16 protein-coding genes are annotated in these 17,685 nt (G+C 66.6%); 12 read left to right on the forward strand and 4 right to left on the reverse strand.

Features of this window, described 5'->3' with window-relative positions:
- Nucleotides 1-203: 203 nt before the first annotated feature.
- Nucleotides 204-356, reverse strand: a complete 153-nt coding sequence (locus ACZY0Y_RS15790) for a hypothetical protein (protein ID WP_160667589.1) — start codon at nt 354-356, stop codon at nt 204-206.
- A gap of 210 nt (nt 357-566) precedes the next feature.
- Between ACZY0Y_RS15790 and ACZY0Y_RS15795 the strand changes: the two genes are divergently transcribed.
- Nucleotides 567-1,589 (forward strand): hypothetical protein, encoded by a 1,023-nt coding sequence (locus ACZY0Y_RS15795; RefSeq protein ID WP_463959038.1) that lies wholly within the window; start codon nt 567-569, stop codon nt 1,587-1,589.
- A gap of 198 nt (nt 1,590-1,787) precedes the next feature.
- On the opposite strand, the gene ACZY0Y_RS15800 is transcribed toward ACZY0Y_RS15795, so the two are convergent.
- Complete coding sequence (locus ACZY0Y_RS15800) at nt 1,788-2,441, reverse strand: hypothetical protein (protein ID WP_463959040.1); 654 nt, start codon at nt 2,439-2,441, stop codon at nt 1,788-1,790.
- A 112-nt stretch (nt 2,442-2,553) separates the two neighbouring features.
- Between ACZY0Y_RS15800 and ACZY0Y_RS15805 the strand changes: the two genes are divergently transcribed.
- From ACZY0Y_RS15805 to sucD, 6 genes are all read left to right on the forward strand, one after another.
- Nucleotides 2,554-3,399 (forward strand): inositol monophosphatase family protein, encoded by an 846-nt coding sequence (locus ACZY0Y_RS15805; protein ID WP_463959041.1) that lies wholly within the window; start codon nt 2,554-2,556, stop codon nt 3,397-3,399.
- 321 nt (nt 3,400-3,720) lie between these two features.
- Entirely contained in the window at nt 3,721-6,243 is a 2,523-nt protein-coding gene (gene pcrA / locus ACZY0Y_RS15810; protein WP_463959043.1) for a DNA helicase PcrA, read from the forward strand.
- A 158-nt stretch (nt 6,244-6,401) separates the two neighbouring features.
- Complete coding sequence (locus tag ACZY0Y_RS15815; protein WP_463959045.1) at nt 6,402-7,727, forward strand: glycosyltransferase; 1,326 nt, start codon at nt 6,402-6,404, stop codon at nt 7,725-7,727.
- Nucleotides 7,728-7,766: 39 nt separating this feature from the next.
- On the forward strand, nt 7,767-8,474 hold the full coding sequence (locus ACZY0Y_RS15820; protein WP_463959077.1) for a hypothetical protein: 708 nt from the start codon (nt 7,767-7,769) through the stop codon (nt 8,472-8,474).
- A gap of 224 nt (nt 8,475-8,698) precedes the next feature.
- Nucleotides 8,699-9,868 (forward strand): ADP-forming succinate--CoA ligase subunit beta, encoded by a 1,170-nt coding sequence (gene sucC, locus ACZY0Y_RS15825; RefSeq protein ID WP_463959046.1) that lies wholly within the window; start codon nt 8,699-8,701, stop codon nt 9,866-9,868.
- 12 nt (nt 9,869-9,880) lie between these two features.
- Nucleotides 9,881-10,783, forward strand: a complete 903-nt coding sequence (gene sucD / locus ACZY0Y_RS15830) for a succinate--CoA ligase subunit alpha (RefSeq protein ID WP_463959048.1) — start codon at nt 9,881-9,883, stop codon at nt 10,781-10,783.
- A gap of 119 nt (nt 10,784-10,902) precedes the next feature.
- On the opposite strand, the gene ACZY0Y_RS15835 is transcribed toward sucD, so the two are convergent.
- A complete protein-coding gene (locus ACZY0Y_RS15835) occupies nt 10,903-11,385 on the reverse strand; it encodes an SRPBCC family protein (RefSeq protein ID WP_463880803.1) in 483 nt (160 codons plus the stop codon).
- Between the two features lie 14 nt (nt 11,386-11,399).
- Nucleotides 11,400-11,723, reverse strand: coding sequence for an ArsR/SmtB family transcription factor (locus ACZY0Y_RS15840; protein WP_463959079.1), 324 nt, complete (start codon nt 11,721-11,723; stop codon nt 11,400-11,402).
- Between the two features lie 235 nt (nt 11,724-11,958).
- On the opposite strand from ACZY0Y_RS15840, the gene ACZY0Y_RS15845 reads away from it, so the two are divergent.
- From ACZY0Y_RS15845 to ACZY0Y_RS15865, 5 genes are all read left to right on the forward strand, one after another.
- A complete protein-coding gene (locus tag ACZY0Y_RS15845) occupies nt 11,959-13,602 on the forward strand; it encodes an alkaline phosphatase D family protein (RefSeq protein WP_463959050.1) in 1,644 nt (547 codons plus the stop codon).
- 62 nt (nt 13,603-13,664) lie between these two features.
- Nucleotides 13,665-14,918, forward strand: coding sequence for an alkaline phosphatase family protein (locus ACZY0Y_RS15850; RefSeq protein WP_463959081.1), 1,254 nt, complete (start codon nt 13,665-13,667; stop codon nt 14,916-14,918).
- Nucleotides 14,919-15,093: 175 nt separating this feature from the next.
- On the forward strand, nt 15,094-15,498 hold the full coding sequence (locus ACZY0Y_RS15855; protein WP_463959052.1) for a tautomerase family protein: 405 nt from the start codon (nt 15,094-15,096) through the stop codon (nt 15,496-15,498).
- A gap of 215 nt (nt 15,499-15,713) precedes the next feature.
- The gene (iolC, locus tag ACZY0Y_RS15860; RefSeq protein WP_463880795.1) at nt 15,714-16,715 is read left to right on the forward strand and encodes a 5-dehydro-2-deoxygluconokinase; all 1,002 of its coding nucleotides are present in this window, start codon (nt 15,714-15,716) and stop codon (nt 16,713-16,715) included.
- The gene (locus ACZY0Y_RS15865; protein ID WP_463959054.1) at nt 16,712-17,662 is read left to right on the forward strand and encodes a Cgl0159 family (beta/alpha)8-fold protein; all 951 of its coding nucleotides are present in this window, start codon (nt 16,712-16,714) and stop codon (nt 17,660-17,662) included. Before iolC ends, ACZY0Y_RS15865 begins: the two co-directional genes overlap by 4 nt.
- Nucleotides 17,663-17,685: the final 23 nt, after the last annotated feature.

Here is a 17,685-nt window from a genome sequence, read left to right on the forward strand (position 1 = left end):
GATACCGGAACCCGGACAACTACAAATCGCGTATCCTCTTGAGAAGTGCAGCCCGGATGGCAGCATGAGCAATCATCTCAGCAGACCATTCCCCGGGAACCTTGAAGAGCCGAATAGCCGGTCCAACCCAAACATGAGGTCCTGAGATGAAAAGGCGGGCATCGGAAATGGATCCGATGCCCGCCTTCGTTCTTCTGTTTTGATTAGTTCTTCGGGGTGGAGTTCGGCCACCAGTTGACGGCCTGAACGGATCCCTGGCCGGCGTTGTCGCCGGAAGCCGAGATCGCCGACGTTGCGGAAAGGCCTGCGACTGCCAGCGCACCGGCGACGAGGAGTGTTGCAAGGGACTTCTTCATGTAAGGCTCCTGATACGTAAGAGGCTGATGGGACTAATGTGATGCGAGTTCAGTATAGGGGCATAGGACACGCCGTGTGGTAACAATCTGGCTGACAACTCGGAAACTGTGTTAGTCGCGCGAAGCAGGACGATTCCTGCGTGAAATCTGCGCGCATCCTGCTTGCGCGTGCTGTGCCGATGCGCATCCGTGGCAACGGATAATGTAGCTATGACTTTGCACTCCGCTTCGCCTTCTTACGCCGCCGCTGAACTGAGGGCGTACGAGCACCGGACTAACCATGACTTCATCCAAGCGGCCAGCAGCGCGCACGATGCCGCAGAGATAGCCCGTAAAGATGGCGACAGGGATGCTTGGTGGAACATGACGTTTCTCAGGGCCGAGAACCTTCTGGACGCTGAGGAGTTCGAGACCTGCGCCGCACTTGCGTCGGACTTGGTTGGCGGCCCCCACACGACGACGGAACCACATGCGAAAGCCCGGGCCTACATCCTGGTGGCTAAGGCGCGGCAGGGGGCTGGTTTGCTGGAAGAAGCAGCTGACGCAGCGAGGGATGCCGTGGATCTTGTGTCAGAAGACGATGTGGAAACCAACGTCAAGGCACGCCAGGCATTGATCGCCGTGCTGGCGGACAGTGGAAGGCTGGATGGAGCCTGGGCCGAGTGCCTCGGCTTGGCCGATGCGGTTTCTACCGAAGTCGATGACCAGCTGATAGGCAAGGTCTACTGGGTCATAGGGAACGTCGCTTTTCTCTGCAACAAGGTGCAGGAGGGGCTCGAATATCACGAGCTCGCGGCGTCGACGTTTTCTCCTGCCAGGAACCTTGACGTCTGGGCCAAATTCAACAAAGCGTCGGCAGCCATGCGGCTCGCTGCCGACGTCGCGGATGCCGACACACTGCGATGCATCGAACGGGCAGAACTCGCCACGGACGTGATCGGCGGAAGTGCCAACGATTACCTGCTGATGAAGCTGAACCGGGCCCACTGGAACTTCTTGGCTGGTGAGCCCAACGCCGCCATCGAACTGCTCGATCAGATCATTGCAGACCCAGAGAAGCCTTCCCCTCAAATCCTGGGCGAGGCATGCCTCCTGCTGGGCCGGGCCAATGCTGTCATCGGCAACCAGGACGCGGCCAGGGAAAACCTGCTTCGGGCCGCCCTCCATTTCGAAGCTTCGGGAGCGCAGCAGCGTGCGGACCAGGCCCGGGAGTTCCTCGCCAACGAGGCCTGACCCCCGCCGGCTGAGCGTTTTGGGCGATCCCCGGCCCCCACTGGGCATGCCCTCCGGGTGCCGTCACGGATGGACATAGTGGGATTGTGCTCAGTGGCCGCGGCCAGGACTGGACATGTCCCGCGGTGGGCGCAGTGGAGCATGCCCTCCGGATGCCCGCACGGATGGACAGAGTGGGATTGTGCTCAGTGGCCGCTGCTAGGACTGGGCATGTCCCGCGGTGGGAGCCGCGGCGGAGGCGCGTCTGCGGCCCAGGAACACTGCAGCGCCGCCAGCCACCAGGCTCAGCACCAACAGCACCCAGCCGGTCACGGTGAGGCCCGACGCCAGGGCCACCTGGCCGGCGTCGACAGTTTCCGCCGACAGCATCGAGTCGATGGCGGCGTTGCCCCACAGCCTGACGGCCGCGAACAGCAAGGGCACGGCCCACAGCGCCCAGCGCAGTCCCTTCCGGGCCACGTTCGTGCCAATGAGCAGCAGCCAGGTGAAACCGAAGATCAGCGGGAACAGCGTGCCGGCCGTCTTGTGGACGTAGTTGAGCTGTCCGCGGGCATCCTCGTCCATCGCGCTGCGCAGGTGCTCGACGTAGCCCTGGTCGAAGCCGCCGATCAGGGAGTCCGGCATGGCCATGCCCCCGCTGAGCTGGGTGAGCTGGTTCAGGGTGAGCAGGTGGAGGTACCAGAACAGGAACAGGCTCGCCACGACACCGGCAATCAGGATCAGGTTGCTGTTGTTCTGCGCCTTCTGCGGGGTGCGGCTGGTGCTCGGGTTGATCACCGACGGCAGGTGGTGCTGGGGGACGGCCGCGTTGGCGCCGTGCTTCTTGATTCGCTGTGCGGGTGTCTTGGCCATGGCTCCATTATCGCCCGGCCCGAGTGCGACGCTGGGCGCCGTCCGACGCGCGGTCCGGCACAGTTCGCCCGCCGCCTGTTCACTGCCGGTGGGCGCCGATAGGCTGGAGCGCGTGACCGAACTAGGAAAGCACCGGCTCGGCCGGCACAGCACCGCTGAACTCAATCCCGCATTGGACGACTACCAGCTCGCCGAAGCCCTTGTACGTGAGGCCGGAACCCTGGCGCTGCTCATGCGCCAGGCCGGGCTGGAAGGCCGGCAAAAGACGTCGGTTTCCGATGTCGTGACGGCCGCGGACCACGCAGCCGAGGCCTATGTGCTCGAACAGCTCCAGCGCTGCCGGCCCGACGACGGCATCCTCGGCGAAGAGGGTGCCTCCGTGGCAGGCGCCAGCGGCAGGACCTGGGTTATCGACCCGGTCGACGGGACCTACAACTTCCTCCACGGCTCCACCTACTGGTGCTCCGCGATTGCCCTCAAGGATTCGTCCGGAGTGCTGCTCGGCGGGATTTTCCAGCCGGAGGAGGACAAGCTCTGGCTCGGCGGAACGGACCGGCCGTCAACGCTCAACGGCGAGCAGTTGACCACTTTCGCCCCGGGAATCAGCCGGTCCGACACGCCCCTGTCCGAACTCGGCGCCGCGACCTACATCCACCCCACCTGGCTCGCTGACCCGCTGTGCGCGATGCCGTGGCACGCCGCAGCGACCTCCGCCGCCGCGCTGCGCATGTTCGGCTCCGGCTCCTGCGACCTGAGCCGGGTGGCCGACGGCGAACTGGGCTGCTGGTTCCAGCACAGCTGCCCGGAATGGGATTGGCTGCCGGGCAAGGCGATAGTCCTTGCCGCCGGGGGCGCCGCCGACGTCGTACGGGTCAACGGACTGGACTGGTTCGTCGCCGGAGGTGCGACGGCCGTCCGGCAGCTCCGCGCCGCCCTTGAATCCGGCTCCGTAGCTTAGACGCGGGCGCCGAAGGCCCAGCCCGTGGGACATGCTCGTTTGCCGGGGCTGACAGCTGGACATGCTCAGTCTTCGCTGCGAGCTCCGTGGGACATGCTCATTGTTGGCTGCGGCGCGTGGGCATGTAGGGACTATGTCCAGTGGTCGCGGGCGGGGGAGGGCATGTCCCGCCGGGGGTTTGGCGAGCTCCGTGGGCCATGCTCATTGTTGGCTGCGGCGCGTGGGCATGTGGGCATTATGTCCAGTGGCCGCGGGCTGGGGAGGGCATGTCCCGAAGGGCGGACTCCGGTGTCAGTGGCACCGCCTAGACTTGTTAACACCATGGATATGTTGTTTGACCCTTACGCCGACGGACCCTTCCCAGCTGCCTCGAAGGCTGCGGTGCGCACGAAAACGCCCGCCGGAACGGGCGTGGCCGGGCTGGATTCCGCAGAAAGCGTCGGGCCAAACAGCGTCCGGAGGAACAACCCGGCCGGGGATTGGGACCAGCCCGCCCTCCCGGGTGCGGCGGAGCTCCTCGAGGGGTTGAACCCGCAGCAGGAAGAAGCCGTGAAGCACGCCGGCAGCGCCCTGCTGATCGTTGCCGGCGCAGGCTCGGGCAAGACCCGCGTGCTCAGCAACCGCATCGCCTACCTGATCGCCACCCGCCGGGCGCACCACGGCGAGATCCTGGCCATCACCTTCACGAACAAGGCTGCCGCCGAAATGCGGGAGCGGGTCGAAGCCCTGGTCGGCGGCCGGGCCAAGACCATGTGGGTCTCCACGTTCCACTCCTCCTGCGTCCGGATCCTGCGCCGCGAGGCCAAGAATGTCGGCCTGAACTCCAACTTCTCGATCTACGATTCCGCCGACTCGCTGCGCCTCATCACGCTCGTGGCCAAGAACCTGGACCTCGATCCGAAGCGGTTCGCCCCCAAGGCCATCCAGCACAAGATCTCGGCGCTCAAGAACGAACTGATCGACGCCGACAGCTACTCCGCCAGCGCCAACCACAACGACCCCTTCGAGCAGTCCGTCGCCGAGGTCTTCAAGGGCTACACGCAGCGGCTGCGCCAGGCCAACGCCATGGACTTCGATGACCTGATCGCCGAGACGGTCTACATGTTCCGCGCCTTCCCGGCGCTCGCGGAGTCCTACCGCCGCCGCTTCCGGCACGTCCTGGTCGACGAATACCAGGACACCAACCACGCCCAGTACGCCCTCGTGCGGGAGATCGTCGGCGAAGGCCCCGGCGCGGCGGAGCTGACCGTCGTGGGCGACTCGGACCAGTCCATCTACGCCTTCCGCGGCGCCGACATCCGCAACATCGTGGAGTTCGAAAAGGACTACCCCGACGCCCGCACCATCAAGCTCGAGCAGAACTACCGCTCCACCCAGACCATCCTCAGCGCCGCCAACTCGGTCATCTCCCGCAACCCCAACCGGCCGGAGAAGCGGCTCTGGACGGCAGAGGGCGACGGCGAGAAGATCGTCGGCTATGTCGGCGAGAACGAACACGACGAAGCCCAGTTCATCGCCAAGGAAATCGACCGGTTGCAGGACGAGGGCGACCTCCGCCCCGGTGACGTTGCGATCTTCTACCGCACCAACGCCCAGTCCCGCTCGATTGAGGATGTCCTGGTCCGCGTCGGACTCCCGTACAAGGTGGTCGGCGGCACCCGGTTCTACGAGCGCAAGGAAATCAAGGACGCGCTCGCCTACCTGCGGGTCCTGGTCAACCCGGACGACGACGTCAACCTGCGCCGCATCCTGAACGAGCCCAAACGCGGCATCGGCGACCGGGCCGAGGGTGCGGTGGCCTCCCTCGCGCAGCGCGACCGGATCTCCTTTATGGCAGCGGCCCGCCGCGCCGACGAGGCACCGGGCATGGCCACCCGCTCCGTCAACGCCGTCCAGGGCTTCGTGAAGCTCCTCGACGACCTCGCCGAGGTGGCGTCCGGCTCCGGAGCGGCCGCGGCCCTGGAGGCAGTCCTTGAACAGACCGGCTACCTCGCCACACTCCGTTCCAGCTCCGACCCGCAGGACGAGTCGCGGGTGGAGAACCTCGCGGAACTGGTCGCCGTCGTGCGTGAATACGAGCGCGACAACCCCGAGGGTTCGCTCGGCGCCTTCCTGGAAGGCGTCTCCCTCGTCGCCGACGCCGACCAGATTCCGGACGCGCCCGCGGGGAGCGCGGACCAGTTGGCCGCCGCCGTCGCCGAAGCCAAGAGGCTCGGCGTTGTCACCCTGATGACCTTGCACACCGCCAAGGGGCTGGAGTTCCCGGTGGTTTTCCTGACCGGTATGGAGCACGGACTGTTCCCGCACCAGCGCTCCGCCACGGACCCCAAGGAACTGGCCGAGGAACGCCGGCTGGCCTACGTGGGCCTGACCCGGGCGCGGAAGCGCCTGTATCTGACCCGGTCCGAGGTCCGCAGCATGTGGGGCCAGAGCCAGTACAACCCCGCCAGCCAGTTCATCGAGGAAATCCCCGCCGAGCTGGTGGAGTGGAGGCGCGAAGGCTCCACCCGCCAGACCGGCGGCTGGGGGAGCGGCGCCTCGATCGGCTCGAGCCGCTACGGCGGATCCTTCTGGGGGGCCGGCACCGCGCGCGGGGCCGAGGCCAGCCCGTCCGCGGGCTTCAACGCGGACGTTCCCGCCGCCATCGCCAAGAACCGGGTGCAGCCGCAGAAGGAAATCGTCGCCGTCAGCATCGGGGACAAGGTCAACCACACGAGCTTCGGCAACGGCACCGTACTGGCCGTCGAAGGCGCGGGGGACAAGACGGTCGCGAAGGTGAGGTTCGGCGTCGGCGAGAAGCGGCTCCTGCTCCGTTACGCACCGCTGACCAAGCTCGACGCCTGACCAAGCCCGACGCCTGACCAATGTCGCTGCCGTCCGGAGAAATGCTGCCCTCCAGAATCATTGTGCCGCGGACCCGACGCGCCTAAAGTCGAGAATGGGGCGCCAGCACGCGGACTCCGCTGCATGGCGAAACGTCAGGATTGCGACGGAGCTGCGCCATGAAAGTTCTGTTGGCCAGCCAGGCCATCGCCGGACACTTCAATCCCATGACGGGCATCGGCGTCCGCCTCAAGGACGAGGGCCACGACGTCGGCTGGTACACCGGCCGCACATTCGCCGGCAAAGTCGACGAGCTGGGCATCCGGCACTACCCGTTCGATCGCGCGATTGAGCACACCGCGGACAACCTCAACGAGCTCTACCCGCAACGCGCCAAGCTCAAGGGGCCGATGGCCATCCGGTTCGACGGCGAACGGATCTTCGCGAGCAACGTCACGAATTTCTTCGAAGACATCAGGGACGTGCAACAGCGGTTCCCCTTCGACGTCGTGGTCGCAGACAACACCATGTTCGTCCAGCGGCTCCTGGCCGCTGTGCTGGGCAAACCGGTCGTCAGCGTCGTCCCCATCGGCAACATGGAAAGTGACCCGCTGGTGCCCCCGATGTTCTTCGGCTTCTCCCCGGCCCGGACCCCGGCCCACAAGATCCTCCATGCCGGTGCCCGGCTGGTCTCGGACCAGATCGTCACGAAGCCGGCGCGCAACAGCTATGTCCGGCAACTGCGCGGCTACGGCCTCCGCACCGACGGCGGGAAGCCCATCACCGATGAGCCCTACCGGTGGTCGCAGGCGATCATCCAGACGGGCACCGCGTCCCTGGACTTCCCGCGGCAGAACGTCAACCCGAAAGTCCACTACGTCGGCGCCCTGCTGCCGCACCGCGCAGTAGCCGCCGCCGACGACGTCCCGGACGCCCGGCGGACGATGGCGGCCGGTACCTACCGCCGGACCGTCGTCGTCACCCAGGGAACGGTGGATAACAGGAATCCGGCCAAACTGATGGTTCCCACCCTTGAGGCACTCAAGGATACGGACGCCCTCATCGTCGTCGCGACCGGCGGTGCGGGCACCGGCGAACTGAGGCGCAGGTACCCGCAGCCCAACGTGGTCGTCGAGGACTACGTCGACTTCGCCCAGGTCTTCCCCGTCACGGACGTTTTCGTCACCAACGGCGGGTTCGGCGGGGTGCTGCTTGCCCTCTCGCACGGGGTTCCGCTCGTGACGGCCGGACTCAACGAGGGGAAGAACGACGTCAATGCCCGGGTGGCGTACGCCGGCGTCGGGGTGAACTTGAAAACCGAGACGCCCAGCGCCGCAGCCATCCGTTCCGCAGTCGACACCGTGCTGGGCGATCCGTCCTGGCGTGCGCGGGCGGAGGCGATGGGCGGACAGTTCGAGACGGAAGACAGCGTCGGCGCCGCCGTCGACATCATCAAAGCCGCCGTCGCCTCCGGCGGAACGCCCGGCACCGGCAGCGGGGTCTGACGCCGGCAGTCGCAGAAGCCGGGCGTGCCTGCAGGCATAATGGAGCGCATGCGACGGACACTTCTGGGGATTCTGGCCGCCCTCCTCCTGCTGGCGGCCACGGCGTGCACTGTCACGCAGAAAGACCCGGGCTATATCCTGCCCGCACCCCTGCCCGCGCTGGAGCAGCTAAAGCAGGCGCCCCTCGCGGACGCGGGGAAGTACTCCGCCGGCCAGGACATCCTCAGCTTCGTCACGGCAGACCGGAACGTGGTCTGCTCCCTGACGTCGGCCCGCGGCGGGCACGTGAACCTCCCGTATGAGCAGAACGGTTATTCGGACCCCGCCAACAAAAAGCTGGCGAACGTCCCGGTAGCGCACTGCGAACTGGCGGCCTACCCCGCACCGGCGGCGAAGGACATCGCCGACGACTGCGGCGGGACGGGTCTGGGCTACCTGGGAGGTGCCGCGCTGCTCACCCCGGAGCACGCCGCCTACGGCGAATGCCGCTCCGGCGTCACAGAGCAGGAAGCGGAATTCGGGCCCAAGGGAAACCGCGCCGGCCCCATCGCCGGGCTTCCCGTGCTCGAAGAGGGCCAGAACCTGGAACGCAACGGGCTTCGCTGCTCCGCCTACAACGGCGGGGTTGCCTGCGGAAACGTCTCAGCCGGTGTCGCTTTCTTCGTTGCGCGGGACCATTACGAACTGATCTCCGACGCCGGCAAACAAGCCTCCCCGGGCCCTTCGGAAGCCCCAAAATCCCCGTAATCTAGCGGTTTTTCTACGCTTCATAGAATAGTGTCCTTACTCACATAACGGGTACTCTGGGACGGGCTGCTCCCCAGGAAGGACTAGAGTTCCGAAAGGAGCATTGCGCCGTGTGGCTCGTTTCCAAGCTAGTCGCAGGGTGCGCTTATTCCGCAGCCCGGTAACCGCGAGAACGTGGGGTCCGGCTGTACAGAAACTACTTCGACGGAGAAGGACACTAAACCGTGGACCTGTTTGAATACCAGGCGCGCGATATGTTCGAGGCGCACGGTGTACCCGTGCTTGCTGGCATCGTGGCGCACACCCCTGAAGAAGCAAAGGCAGCTGCCGAGAAAATCGGCGGCGTAACTGTCGTAAAGGCGCAGGTCAAGGCTGGAGGCCGCGGCAAAGCCGGCGGCGTCAAGGTCGCCAAGACCGCTGACGAGGCGTTTGAACACTCCACCAACATCCTCGGGATGGACATCAAGGGTCACACCGTCCACCGCGTGATGATCGCCCAGGGTGCGGACATCGCCGAGGAATACTACTTCTCCGTCCTTCTGGATCGGGCCAACCGCAACTACCTGGCCATGTGCTCGGTAGAAGGCGGCATGGAAATCGAGCAGCTCGCCGTTGAGCGCCCCGAGGCCCTGGCCAAGATCTCGATCGACCCGGCCGTCGGCATCGACCAGGCCAAGGCCGACGAAATCGTCGCCGCTGCAGGCTTCGCCGAGGAACTGCGCGGCAAGGTTGCCGGCGTCATCCTGAAGCTCTGGGACGTTTTCAAGAAGGAAGACGCCACCCTCGTTGAGGTCAACCCGCTGGTCCTGACCGGTGCCGGTGACATCGTTGCCCTCGACGGCAAGGTCTCCCTCGACGAGAACGCCGACTTCCGCCACCCCAAGCACTCGGCCCTTGAAGACAAGGACGCTGCTGACCCGCTGGAGGCCAAGGCCAAGGCGCAGGACCTCAACTACGTCAAGCTGGACGGCTCCGTGGGCATCATCGGTAACGGTGCCGGGCTGGTCATGTCCACCCTCGACGTCGTCGCCTACGCCGGCGAGAACCACGGCAACGTGAAGCCCGCCAACTTCCTGGACATCGGCGGTGGAGCTTCCGCCGAAGTCATGGCCGCAGGCCTCGACGTCATCCTGGGCGATCCGCAGGTCAAGTCCGTGTTCGTCAACGTCTTCGGCGGCATCACCGCCTGTGACGCCGTCGCCAAGGGCATCGTCGGTGCACTGGCCGAGCTGGGCCACTCCGCGAACAAGCCGCTGGTAGTCCGCCTCGACGGCAACAACGTTGAGGAAGGCCGCCGCATCCTGGCCAAGGCCAACCACCCGCTGGTTACCCTGGCCGCCACCATGGACGAGGGCGCCGACAAGGCCGCCGAGCTCGCCAACGCAGCGAAGTAAAGGGACCCGACTATGTCTATTTATCTGAACAAGGACTCCAAGGTCATCGTCCAGGGCATCACCGGCGGCGAAGGCACCAAGCACACCGCCCTGATGCTGAAGGCCGGCACCAACGTCGTTGGCGGCGTCAACGCCCGCAAGGCCGGCACCACGGTCCTGCACGGCGACACCGAGATCACCGTCTTCGGCACCGTCAAGGAAGCCATGGCCGAGACCGGCGCTGACGTCTCCATCGTCTTCGTACCACCGGCCTTCACCAAGGACGCCGTCGTTGAAGCCATCGAGGCCGGCATCGGCCTGGTCGTTGTCATCACCGAAGGCGTGCCGGTCCAGGACTCCGCCGAGTTCTGGGCGCTGGCCCAGTCCAAGGTCGACGCCACCGGCAAGCAGGTCACCCGCATCATCGGACCGAACTGCCCCGGCATCATCACCCCGGGTGAGGCCCTCGTCGGCATCACCCCGGCGAACATCACGGGCAAGGGTCCCATCGGCCTCGTCTCCAAGTCAGGCACCCTGACCTACCAGATGATGTACGAACTGCGGGACCTTGGCTTCTCCACCGCCATCGGCATCGGCGGCGACCCGGTCATCGGCACCACCCACATCGATGCCCTCGAAGCGTTCGAAGCGGACCCGGAGACCAAGGCGATCGTCATGATCGGCGAAATCGGCGGCGACGCCGAAGAGCGTGCCGCGGACTACATCAAGGCACACGTCACGAAGCCGGTTGTCGGCTACGTGGCCGGCTTCACCGCTCCGGAAGGCAAGACCATGGGCCACGCAGGCGCCATCGTCTCCGGCTCCGCGGGCACCGCCCAGGCCAAGAAGGAAGCCCTCGAGGCTGCCGGCGTCAAGGTCGGCAAGACGCCGTCCGAGACCGCCAAGCTCCTGCGTGAGGTCTTCGCCACCCTCTAGGGCCGAAGCACCGCCAAGCACCAAGACAACGCGGGGTCACTCACGGCCCGTCCCACTCGCTGGGATGGGCCCGGAGTGACCCCGCGTTGTCTGTTTAAGTACGACGACGGCGCTGCGCCTCAGACTTTGGCGCCGGCCAGGACCTCCTCGAGCCGTTCGTAGGCTTCGGTCAATCCGCCTTCCATGCCGGACTGGGCCATGCCGTCGCGGGCCTGGATGCTGGGGTACACCGCGTGCGCCGTCAGCCGGGTGCGGCCGCCGCCAAGGTCCTCGAAGGCCAGGAACTCTATGCTGACGACGTCCGGGTAGCCGTCGTACTCGAAGGTCTGGATGGCGAAGTCGTTTTCCCGGACCGTGTGGAAGACCCCGGTGAACCCGTGGGGGACGCCGTCCGGTCCGGTGTGGGTGTAGCGGTAGCTGCCGCCGGTGCGGAACTCGTAGTGGTCGATGTCCATCGTCATGCGCCGGGGTCCGAGCCACCGGGCGACCAGTCCGGGCTCCTTGTGGGCCCGGAAGACGTCGGCGACGGGGAAATCGAACTCCCGCTCGAAATCGATGAAGGGCAGTCCCTCCGGAACAGTGACGTTCAGGGCGTTGGTCATGATGTGTCCTTTGCCTAGGTGCCGCGTGCCGCGGCCTCTGATTGGAGCACGGCGTCAAGGCTGCGGAACTGCCCCTCGCGGACCAGCCGGTACTGGTCGATCCATGCGGTGAGCGCCTCCAGCCGTGCGGGGTTCAGGTGGACGGGCCGGCGCTGGGCGTCACGGGTGCGCGTGACCAGCTGCGCCTGCTCGAGGACCTGGATGTGTTTCGAGACCGCCTGCTTGGTGATCGCGAAAGGTTCCGCCAATTCATTCACGGTGGCCGGACCCCGGCTGAGCCGGGAGATGATGCGGCGACGGACGGGGTCGGCAAGGGCCAGGAACGCGGAGTCGAGCATTCCGTCGTCGCGTTCGTCCACTGCGTGAAACACCTCTTTTCCGCAAGTAATCAATCTAAAGGTTGATCAACCGTGTGGTTGTTTAAGGATAAAACGAGGCCCGCAGCAACGCAAGGGGGCATATCGCTCCGACGGCGGGAATGGGCACTGCGCCACGGGGAACACTGGGCGAACGTCGGGTTAACTGGGCGGAAAACCGCCGGTCGGGGGCGGAATCATCCGGATACTGGAAGGCATGACTACCTTTACTCGTCGTCAAGTACTGCGTTCAGCAGGGGTCGCTGCCGTGGCCGGAGCCATGGCCACCAGCACTCCCGCGGGCGCGTTTTCAGCCTCCCAAACCGGCCTGTTTGGCCACGGGATCGCCTCAGGAGATCCCATGCCCGGCAGCGTGCTGCTGTGGACCCGCGTCACGCCCACCCCGGAATCACTGCCCGGCAGCGGTACCGGCCCGGACGTTTCCGTCCGCTGGGAAATATCCGCCGATGCAGGATTTACGAAAGTGGTGGCCCGCGGTACTGCGCCCACCGGCCCGGCCCGCGACCACACCGTCAAGGTTGTTGCCGGCCGGCTGCTGCCCGCCACGAGCTACTGGTACCGGTTCACGCTCGGGGAGGAGATCTCACCCGTAGGCCGCACCCGGACCGCACCGGCGGCGGGGGCTGCGGTGGACCGGCTGAAATTCGGGGTCGTGTCCTGCGCGAACTGGCAGGCCGGCTACTTCTCCTCCTACCGCCATCTGGCCGCACGGGGCGATCTCGACGCCGTCCTCCACCTCGGTGACTACCTCTACGAATACGCACCCGGCGACTATCAGGCCCGCGACGTGGTGGTCCGCCCGCACGATCCGGCCTTCGAGATGACCCAGCTGGCGCACTACCGCCGCCGCCATGCCCAGTACAAGACCGACCCCGACCTCCAGTCGCTGCACGCTGCGGCCCCGTTCATCGTGACCTGGGATGACCACGAATCGGCCAACGACGCCTGGAAGGGCGGCGCCGAAAACCACACCCCCGGCGTCGAAGGCGACTGGAGTGAGCGCTTCGCCGCCGCGCACCAGGCCTATGCCGAGTGGATGCCAGTCCGCTACGAGCCGGGCGGCCAAATCTACCGCCGCCTGGACTTCGGCTCCCTGGCCAGCCTGTCTATGCTGGACCTGCGCTCCTACCGCGACCAGCAGGCCGCCAACGGAACGGATCCCGCCGTCGGCAGCCCCGCCCGCACCATCACGGGCGCCGCACAGATGGACTGGCTGCTGGGGAACCTCGAGTCCGCCGGCCCGCAGTGGAAGCTCGTGGGCAACCCCGTCATGATTGCGCCCGTCCGCGTCCCCTCGACGCTGAGCACCGCCGAGCTGGCCGGTGTGCAAAGGCTGATGGGCGGGACCAGTATCAGCGGTGTCCCCTACAACGTGGACCAGTGGGACGGCTACGAGGTGGACCGCAACCGCGTGGTCCGCCACCTGCGGGACAACGCCGTGAAGGACACAGTCTTCCTCACCGGCGACATCCACTCCGGCTGGGCCTGCGACATCCCCGCGGATCCGGCCACCTACCCGGCCACCGGCGATTCCGTGGCCGCGGAACTCGTCTGCACCTCCGTCACGAGCGACAACCTCGACGACATCCTGAACGTTCCGCCCCGGACCGGATCCGTCGGCGTGGAGAACGCCATCAAGGCGGCCAATCCGCACGTGAAATACCTGGACTTCGACTCGCACGGCTATTCCGTCCTGGACGTAACCGCCGCCGGCGTCCGGATGGACTGGTACGTCCTCGCCGAGCGCACCGCCGCCGGTTCGGGAGCCACCCTGTCCACATCATTCAACGTTCAAGCCAACACCGGCAAAGTCACGCCGGCGCAGGGAGGACTCCAGTGAGCCGTTCACCGCAGCAGGGCCGTTCACTTCAGCAGGGCACGCCCGCCAGCAACAGACTCTCGATGCCGGGACGCCGGCAGTTCCTGCAACTCGCCGCCGCGGGAGGCGCCGCCGTCGTGCTTTCCGCCGCGCCGGGCACCGCCTGGGCCGCCCCGGCGACGGGCCGCACCCGGAGCTACGTGCTGGTGGTGGACGGCTGCCGGCCGGATGAGATCACGCCAGCCCTGACGCCGCGGCTGGCTGCCCTCCGCGATGCCGGCACCAACTTCCCCGCGGCACGCTCCCTGCCCGTAATGGAAACCATTCCCAACCACGCCATGATGATGACGGGGGTGCGCCCGGACCGTTCGGGCGTGCCGGCCAACGCCATCTTCGACCGGGCCGAAGGCGTGGTCCGCGACCTCGACCGTTCCACCGACCTGCACTTTCCGACCCTCCTGGAGCGGCTGCAGGAGCGCGGCCTCACCACCGGCTCGGTGCTGAGCAAGAAGTACCTCTACGGCATCTTCGGCACCCGCGCCAGCTATCGATGGGAACCCCAGCCGCTGCTGCCGGTCACCGGGCATGCGCCCGACGCCGCCACGATGGACGCACTCCTGGCGATGGTGGGCGGCCCGGACCCGGACTTTGTGTTCACCAACCTGGGCGACATCGACCGCGTGGGCCACTCGGACCTGTCCGGCACCACGCTGCGGGCAGCACGGGAAGCTGCCCTGGCGCACACGGACATGCAGGTGGGCCGTTTTATCGACCACCTCAAGAACGCCGGCAAGTGGGACTCCAGTGTGGTGATGGTGCTCGCCGACCATTCCATGGACTGGTCCGTCCCCAGCAACGTCATCTCGATCAACCTCATCCTCCAGCCCCGTCCGGAGCTCCAGTCGAACATCACGATTGCCCAGAACGGCGGCGCGGACCTGCTGTATTGGACCGGCCCCGAACCGGACCGCACAGCCGGACTGGCCGCCGTCGAACAGTTGGTCAGTGCGCATGAGGGCGTCCTGTCGGTCAACAGGCCGGCGGACCTGCGGCTGGGTGGCGAGGCCGGAGACCTCGTGGCCTACTGCCGCGCGGGCTGGCGCTTCTCCGACCCCTACGTGGCGTCCAATCCCATTCCGGGCAACCACGGGCACCCCGCCACGGAGCCGATTCCGTTCTTCGTGACCGGCGGCAGCCCGCTGGTGGTCAAGGGGGCGGTGTCCTCCGAAGCTGCCCGGACCGCCGACGTCGCGCCGACCATCGGCGGGATCTACGGGCTGAAGCCCCCTGCCGGCGGCTACGACGGCGCAGCCCGGAGTTCTGCCTTCACCGGGTAGCCCGGGTCTGCCTCACAGGCTCCCAATAAGAGAACGCGGGGTCACTCCGCGTCCATCCCACACCCTGGGATGGGCGCGGAGTGACCCCGCGTTGTTTTTTGCGCCGCAGGCAAGCCTTGCATCACCCACTTCTCGTTTGTTAGTATGTCAGGACAAACTAGTGAAGGAGTGGCGAGTGCCTCTCGTACGAATCGACGTCAATCGGGGCCGGACCCCGGAGCAGCTCCGCGCGCTCAGCCAGGGAATCCACGGCGCCATCGTGGGCGAATACGGCATTCCGGAGCGGGACTACTTACATGTCCTGACCGAACATCCCGCGGGGCAGATCGTCGCCCAGGACGCCGGCCTCGGCTTCGAGCGGACGCCGGATGTCGTCATGATCCAGATCTTCACCCAGACCGGGCGCAGCCAGGAGGCCAAGCAGTCCCTGTTTGCCGCCATCGCGGCAAGGCTGGCCGCCGAAGGGGTCGCCGGCGAGGACGTCTTCATCGGCTACGTCGAGAACACTGCGGGGGACTGGTCATTCGGTTTTGGTCGGGCGCAGTATGTCACCGGCGAGCTCGGCGTCCCTGGCAGGTAGCCCGCGAGGCACGCCGGCCGCCTGTGAAGCCGCCGCGCGCCGGGGCCGATATGCCGCCTCGTGTCATGTTGTAAATATGTCAGTACAAACCTTTGACAGTACATGGATTCTAGGGCAAAGTAGTGGATGTGGCCTGGCTCACGCCGGCCGCCTAAGCACCGAAGCTCAGGCTGCGCAAAGGTACCGAGTTCTCACCAGGAAGGTCCGCGATCACCGTGACCCACGAACTGCTCACGATCGGGCGCATCAGCGTTGACATCTACCCGAACGACATCGGGGCGGACCTGGAGGATGTCACGTCCTTCGGAAAGTACCTTGGCGGATCACCATCCAACGTGGCGGTTGCCGCCGCCCGGCACGGCCGCCGCACCGCCGTCATCAGCCGCACCGGCGACGACGCCTTCGGCAGATACCTGCACCGCGAACTGCGCAAGTTCAAGGTGGACGATTCCTATGTCACCGCCGTCAAGGAATGGCCCACCGCGGTCACGTTCTGCGCGATCAAGCCGCCGGAGGACTTCCCGCTCTACTTCTACGGACGGTTCCCCACCGCCCCGGACCTGCAGATCAAGGCAGAGGAGCTGGACCTGGACGCCATCAGGGACGCCGGGATCTTCTGGTCCACGGTCACCGGCCTTTGCCAGGAACCCAGCCGGACCGCCCATATCACGGCGCATGAGGCGCGGCCCCGCACCGGGCTGAAGCCCGGCCAGTACACCATCCTGGACCTGGACTACCGGCCGATGTTCTGGGCCTCCGAAGCCGACGCCCGGGAACAGGTCGCCAAAATCCTCCCGCACGTCACCGTCGCGATCGGCAACGACAAGGAATGCGCCGTCGCCGTCGGCGAAGGCACCCCGGACGAGCAGGCCGACCGCCTGCTCGCGGCCGGCGTCGAGATCGCCGTCGTGAAACTCGGACCGGAAGGCGTGATGGCCAAGACCCGCACCGAACGCGTCGTCTCCGCCCCAGTGCCGGTGGAAACCGTCAACGGCCTGGGCGCCGGCGATTCCTTCGGCGGGGCCTTCTGCCACGGGCTGCTCTCCGGCTGGCCGCTCGCCCAGGTCCTCGACTTCGCCAACGCCGCCGGGGCCCTCGTCGCGTCCCGGCTGTCCTGCGCCGACGCGATGCCGACGGCGGAGGAAGTCACCGGCCTGCTCGCCGAACGCGGCCGCCTTGTGCCGGGCACCTACGCCACCGAAGGAGCAACCCTGTGAGTGTCAACCACGCCGCTGCCACCCTCACGGTGGACGACGATCCCCGCCGTTACGAGCACCTGAGCATCATCCGGCTCGAGGATCCGGCGGCGATCTCCCGTGCCGCGAAGGCCCGCCGCCGCCATCCCGGCGTCAAGGCCGGCAAACAGAACTTCATTGTCGCCGCCGACCACCCGGCCCGCGGTGCGCTTGCGGTCGGCAGCGATCCCGTGGCCATGGCCGACCGCCGCCAGTTGCTGGACCGGCTCCGGATCGCCTTGGCCAACCCGGATGTGGACGGTGTCCTGGCGTCCCCGGACATCATGGACGACCTGCTCCTGCTGGGCGCGCTGGAGGGCAAGCTGCTCTTCGGCTCGATGAACCGCGGCGGGCTCTCCGGCCTCGTGAATGAACTCGACGACCGCTTCACCGGCCACACCGCTGCCGCCCTCGAGGCCCTCGGCGCCGACGGCGGCAAGATGCTCACGCGCATCTGCCTCGGCGACCCGGACACGGTGGCCACGCTCGAGGCAACGGCCAAAGCCATCGACTCCCTCTCCGAGCGCAGGCTCATCGCGATGGTGGAGCCGTTCCTCTCCGTCCGCGAGCACGGCAGGGTCCGCAACGACCTGTCCACCAACGCCGTCATCAAGTCCGTCGCCATCGCCGAGGGCCTGGGCTCCAGCAGCGCCTACACCTGGATGAAACTTCCCGTGGTGGCCGAGATGGAGCGCGTCATGGCGTCCACCACCATGCCAACCGTGCTCCTCGGCGGAGACCCGGACAGCAGCCAGGACGAGGTCTTCGCCAGCTGGCAGGACGCCCTCGCGTTGCCGGGCGTCCAGGGCCTCACCGTCGGCCGGACCCTGCTCTACCCGCAAGACGGCGACGTCGCAGGAGCCGTGGCAACTGCCGCCTCGCTCCTGCACCACACCGAATCCACCCGCGCCGCAGAAGTATCGGAGTAACTTCCCATGGGAACCAGAACTGC

Source organism: Pseudarthrobacter kochi, assembly GCF_055412805.1.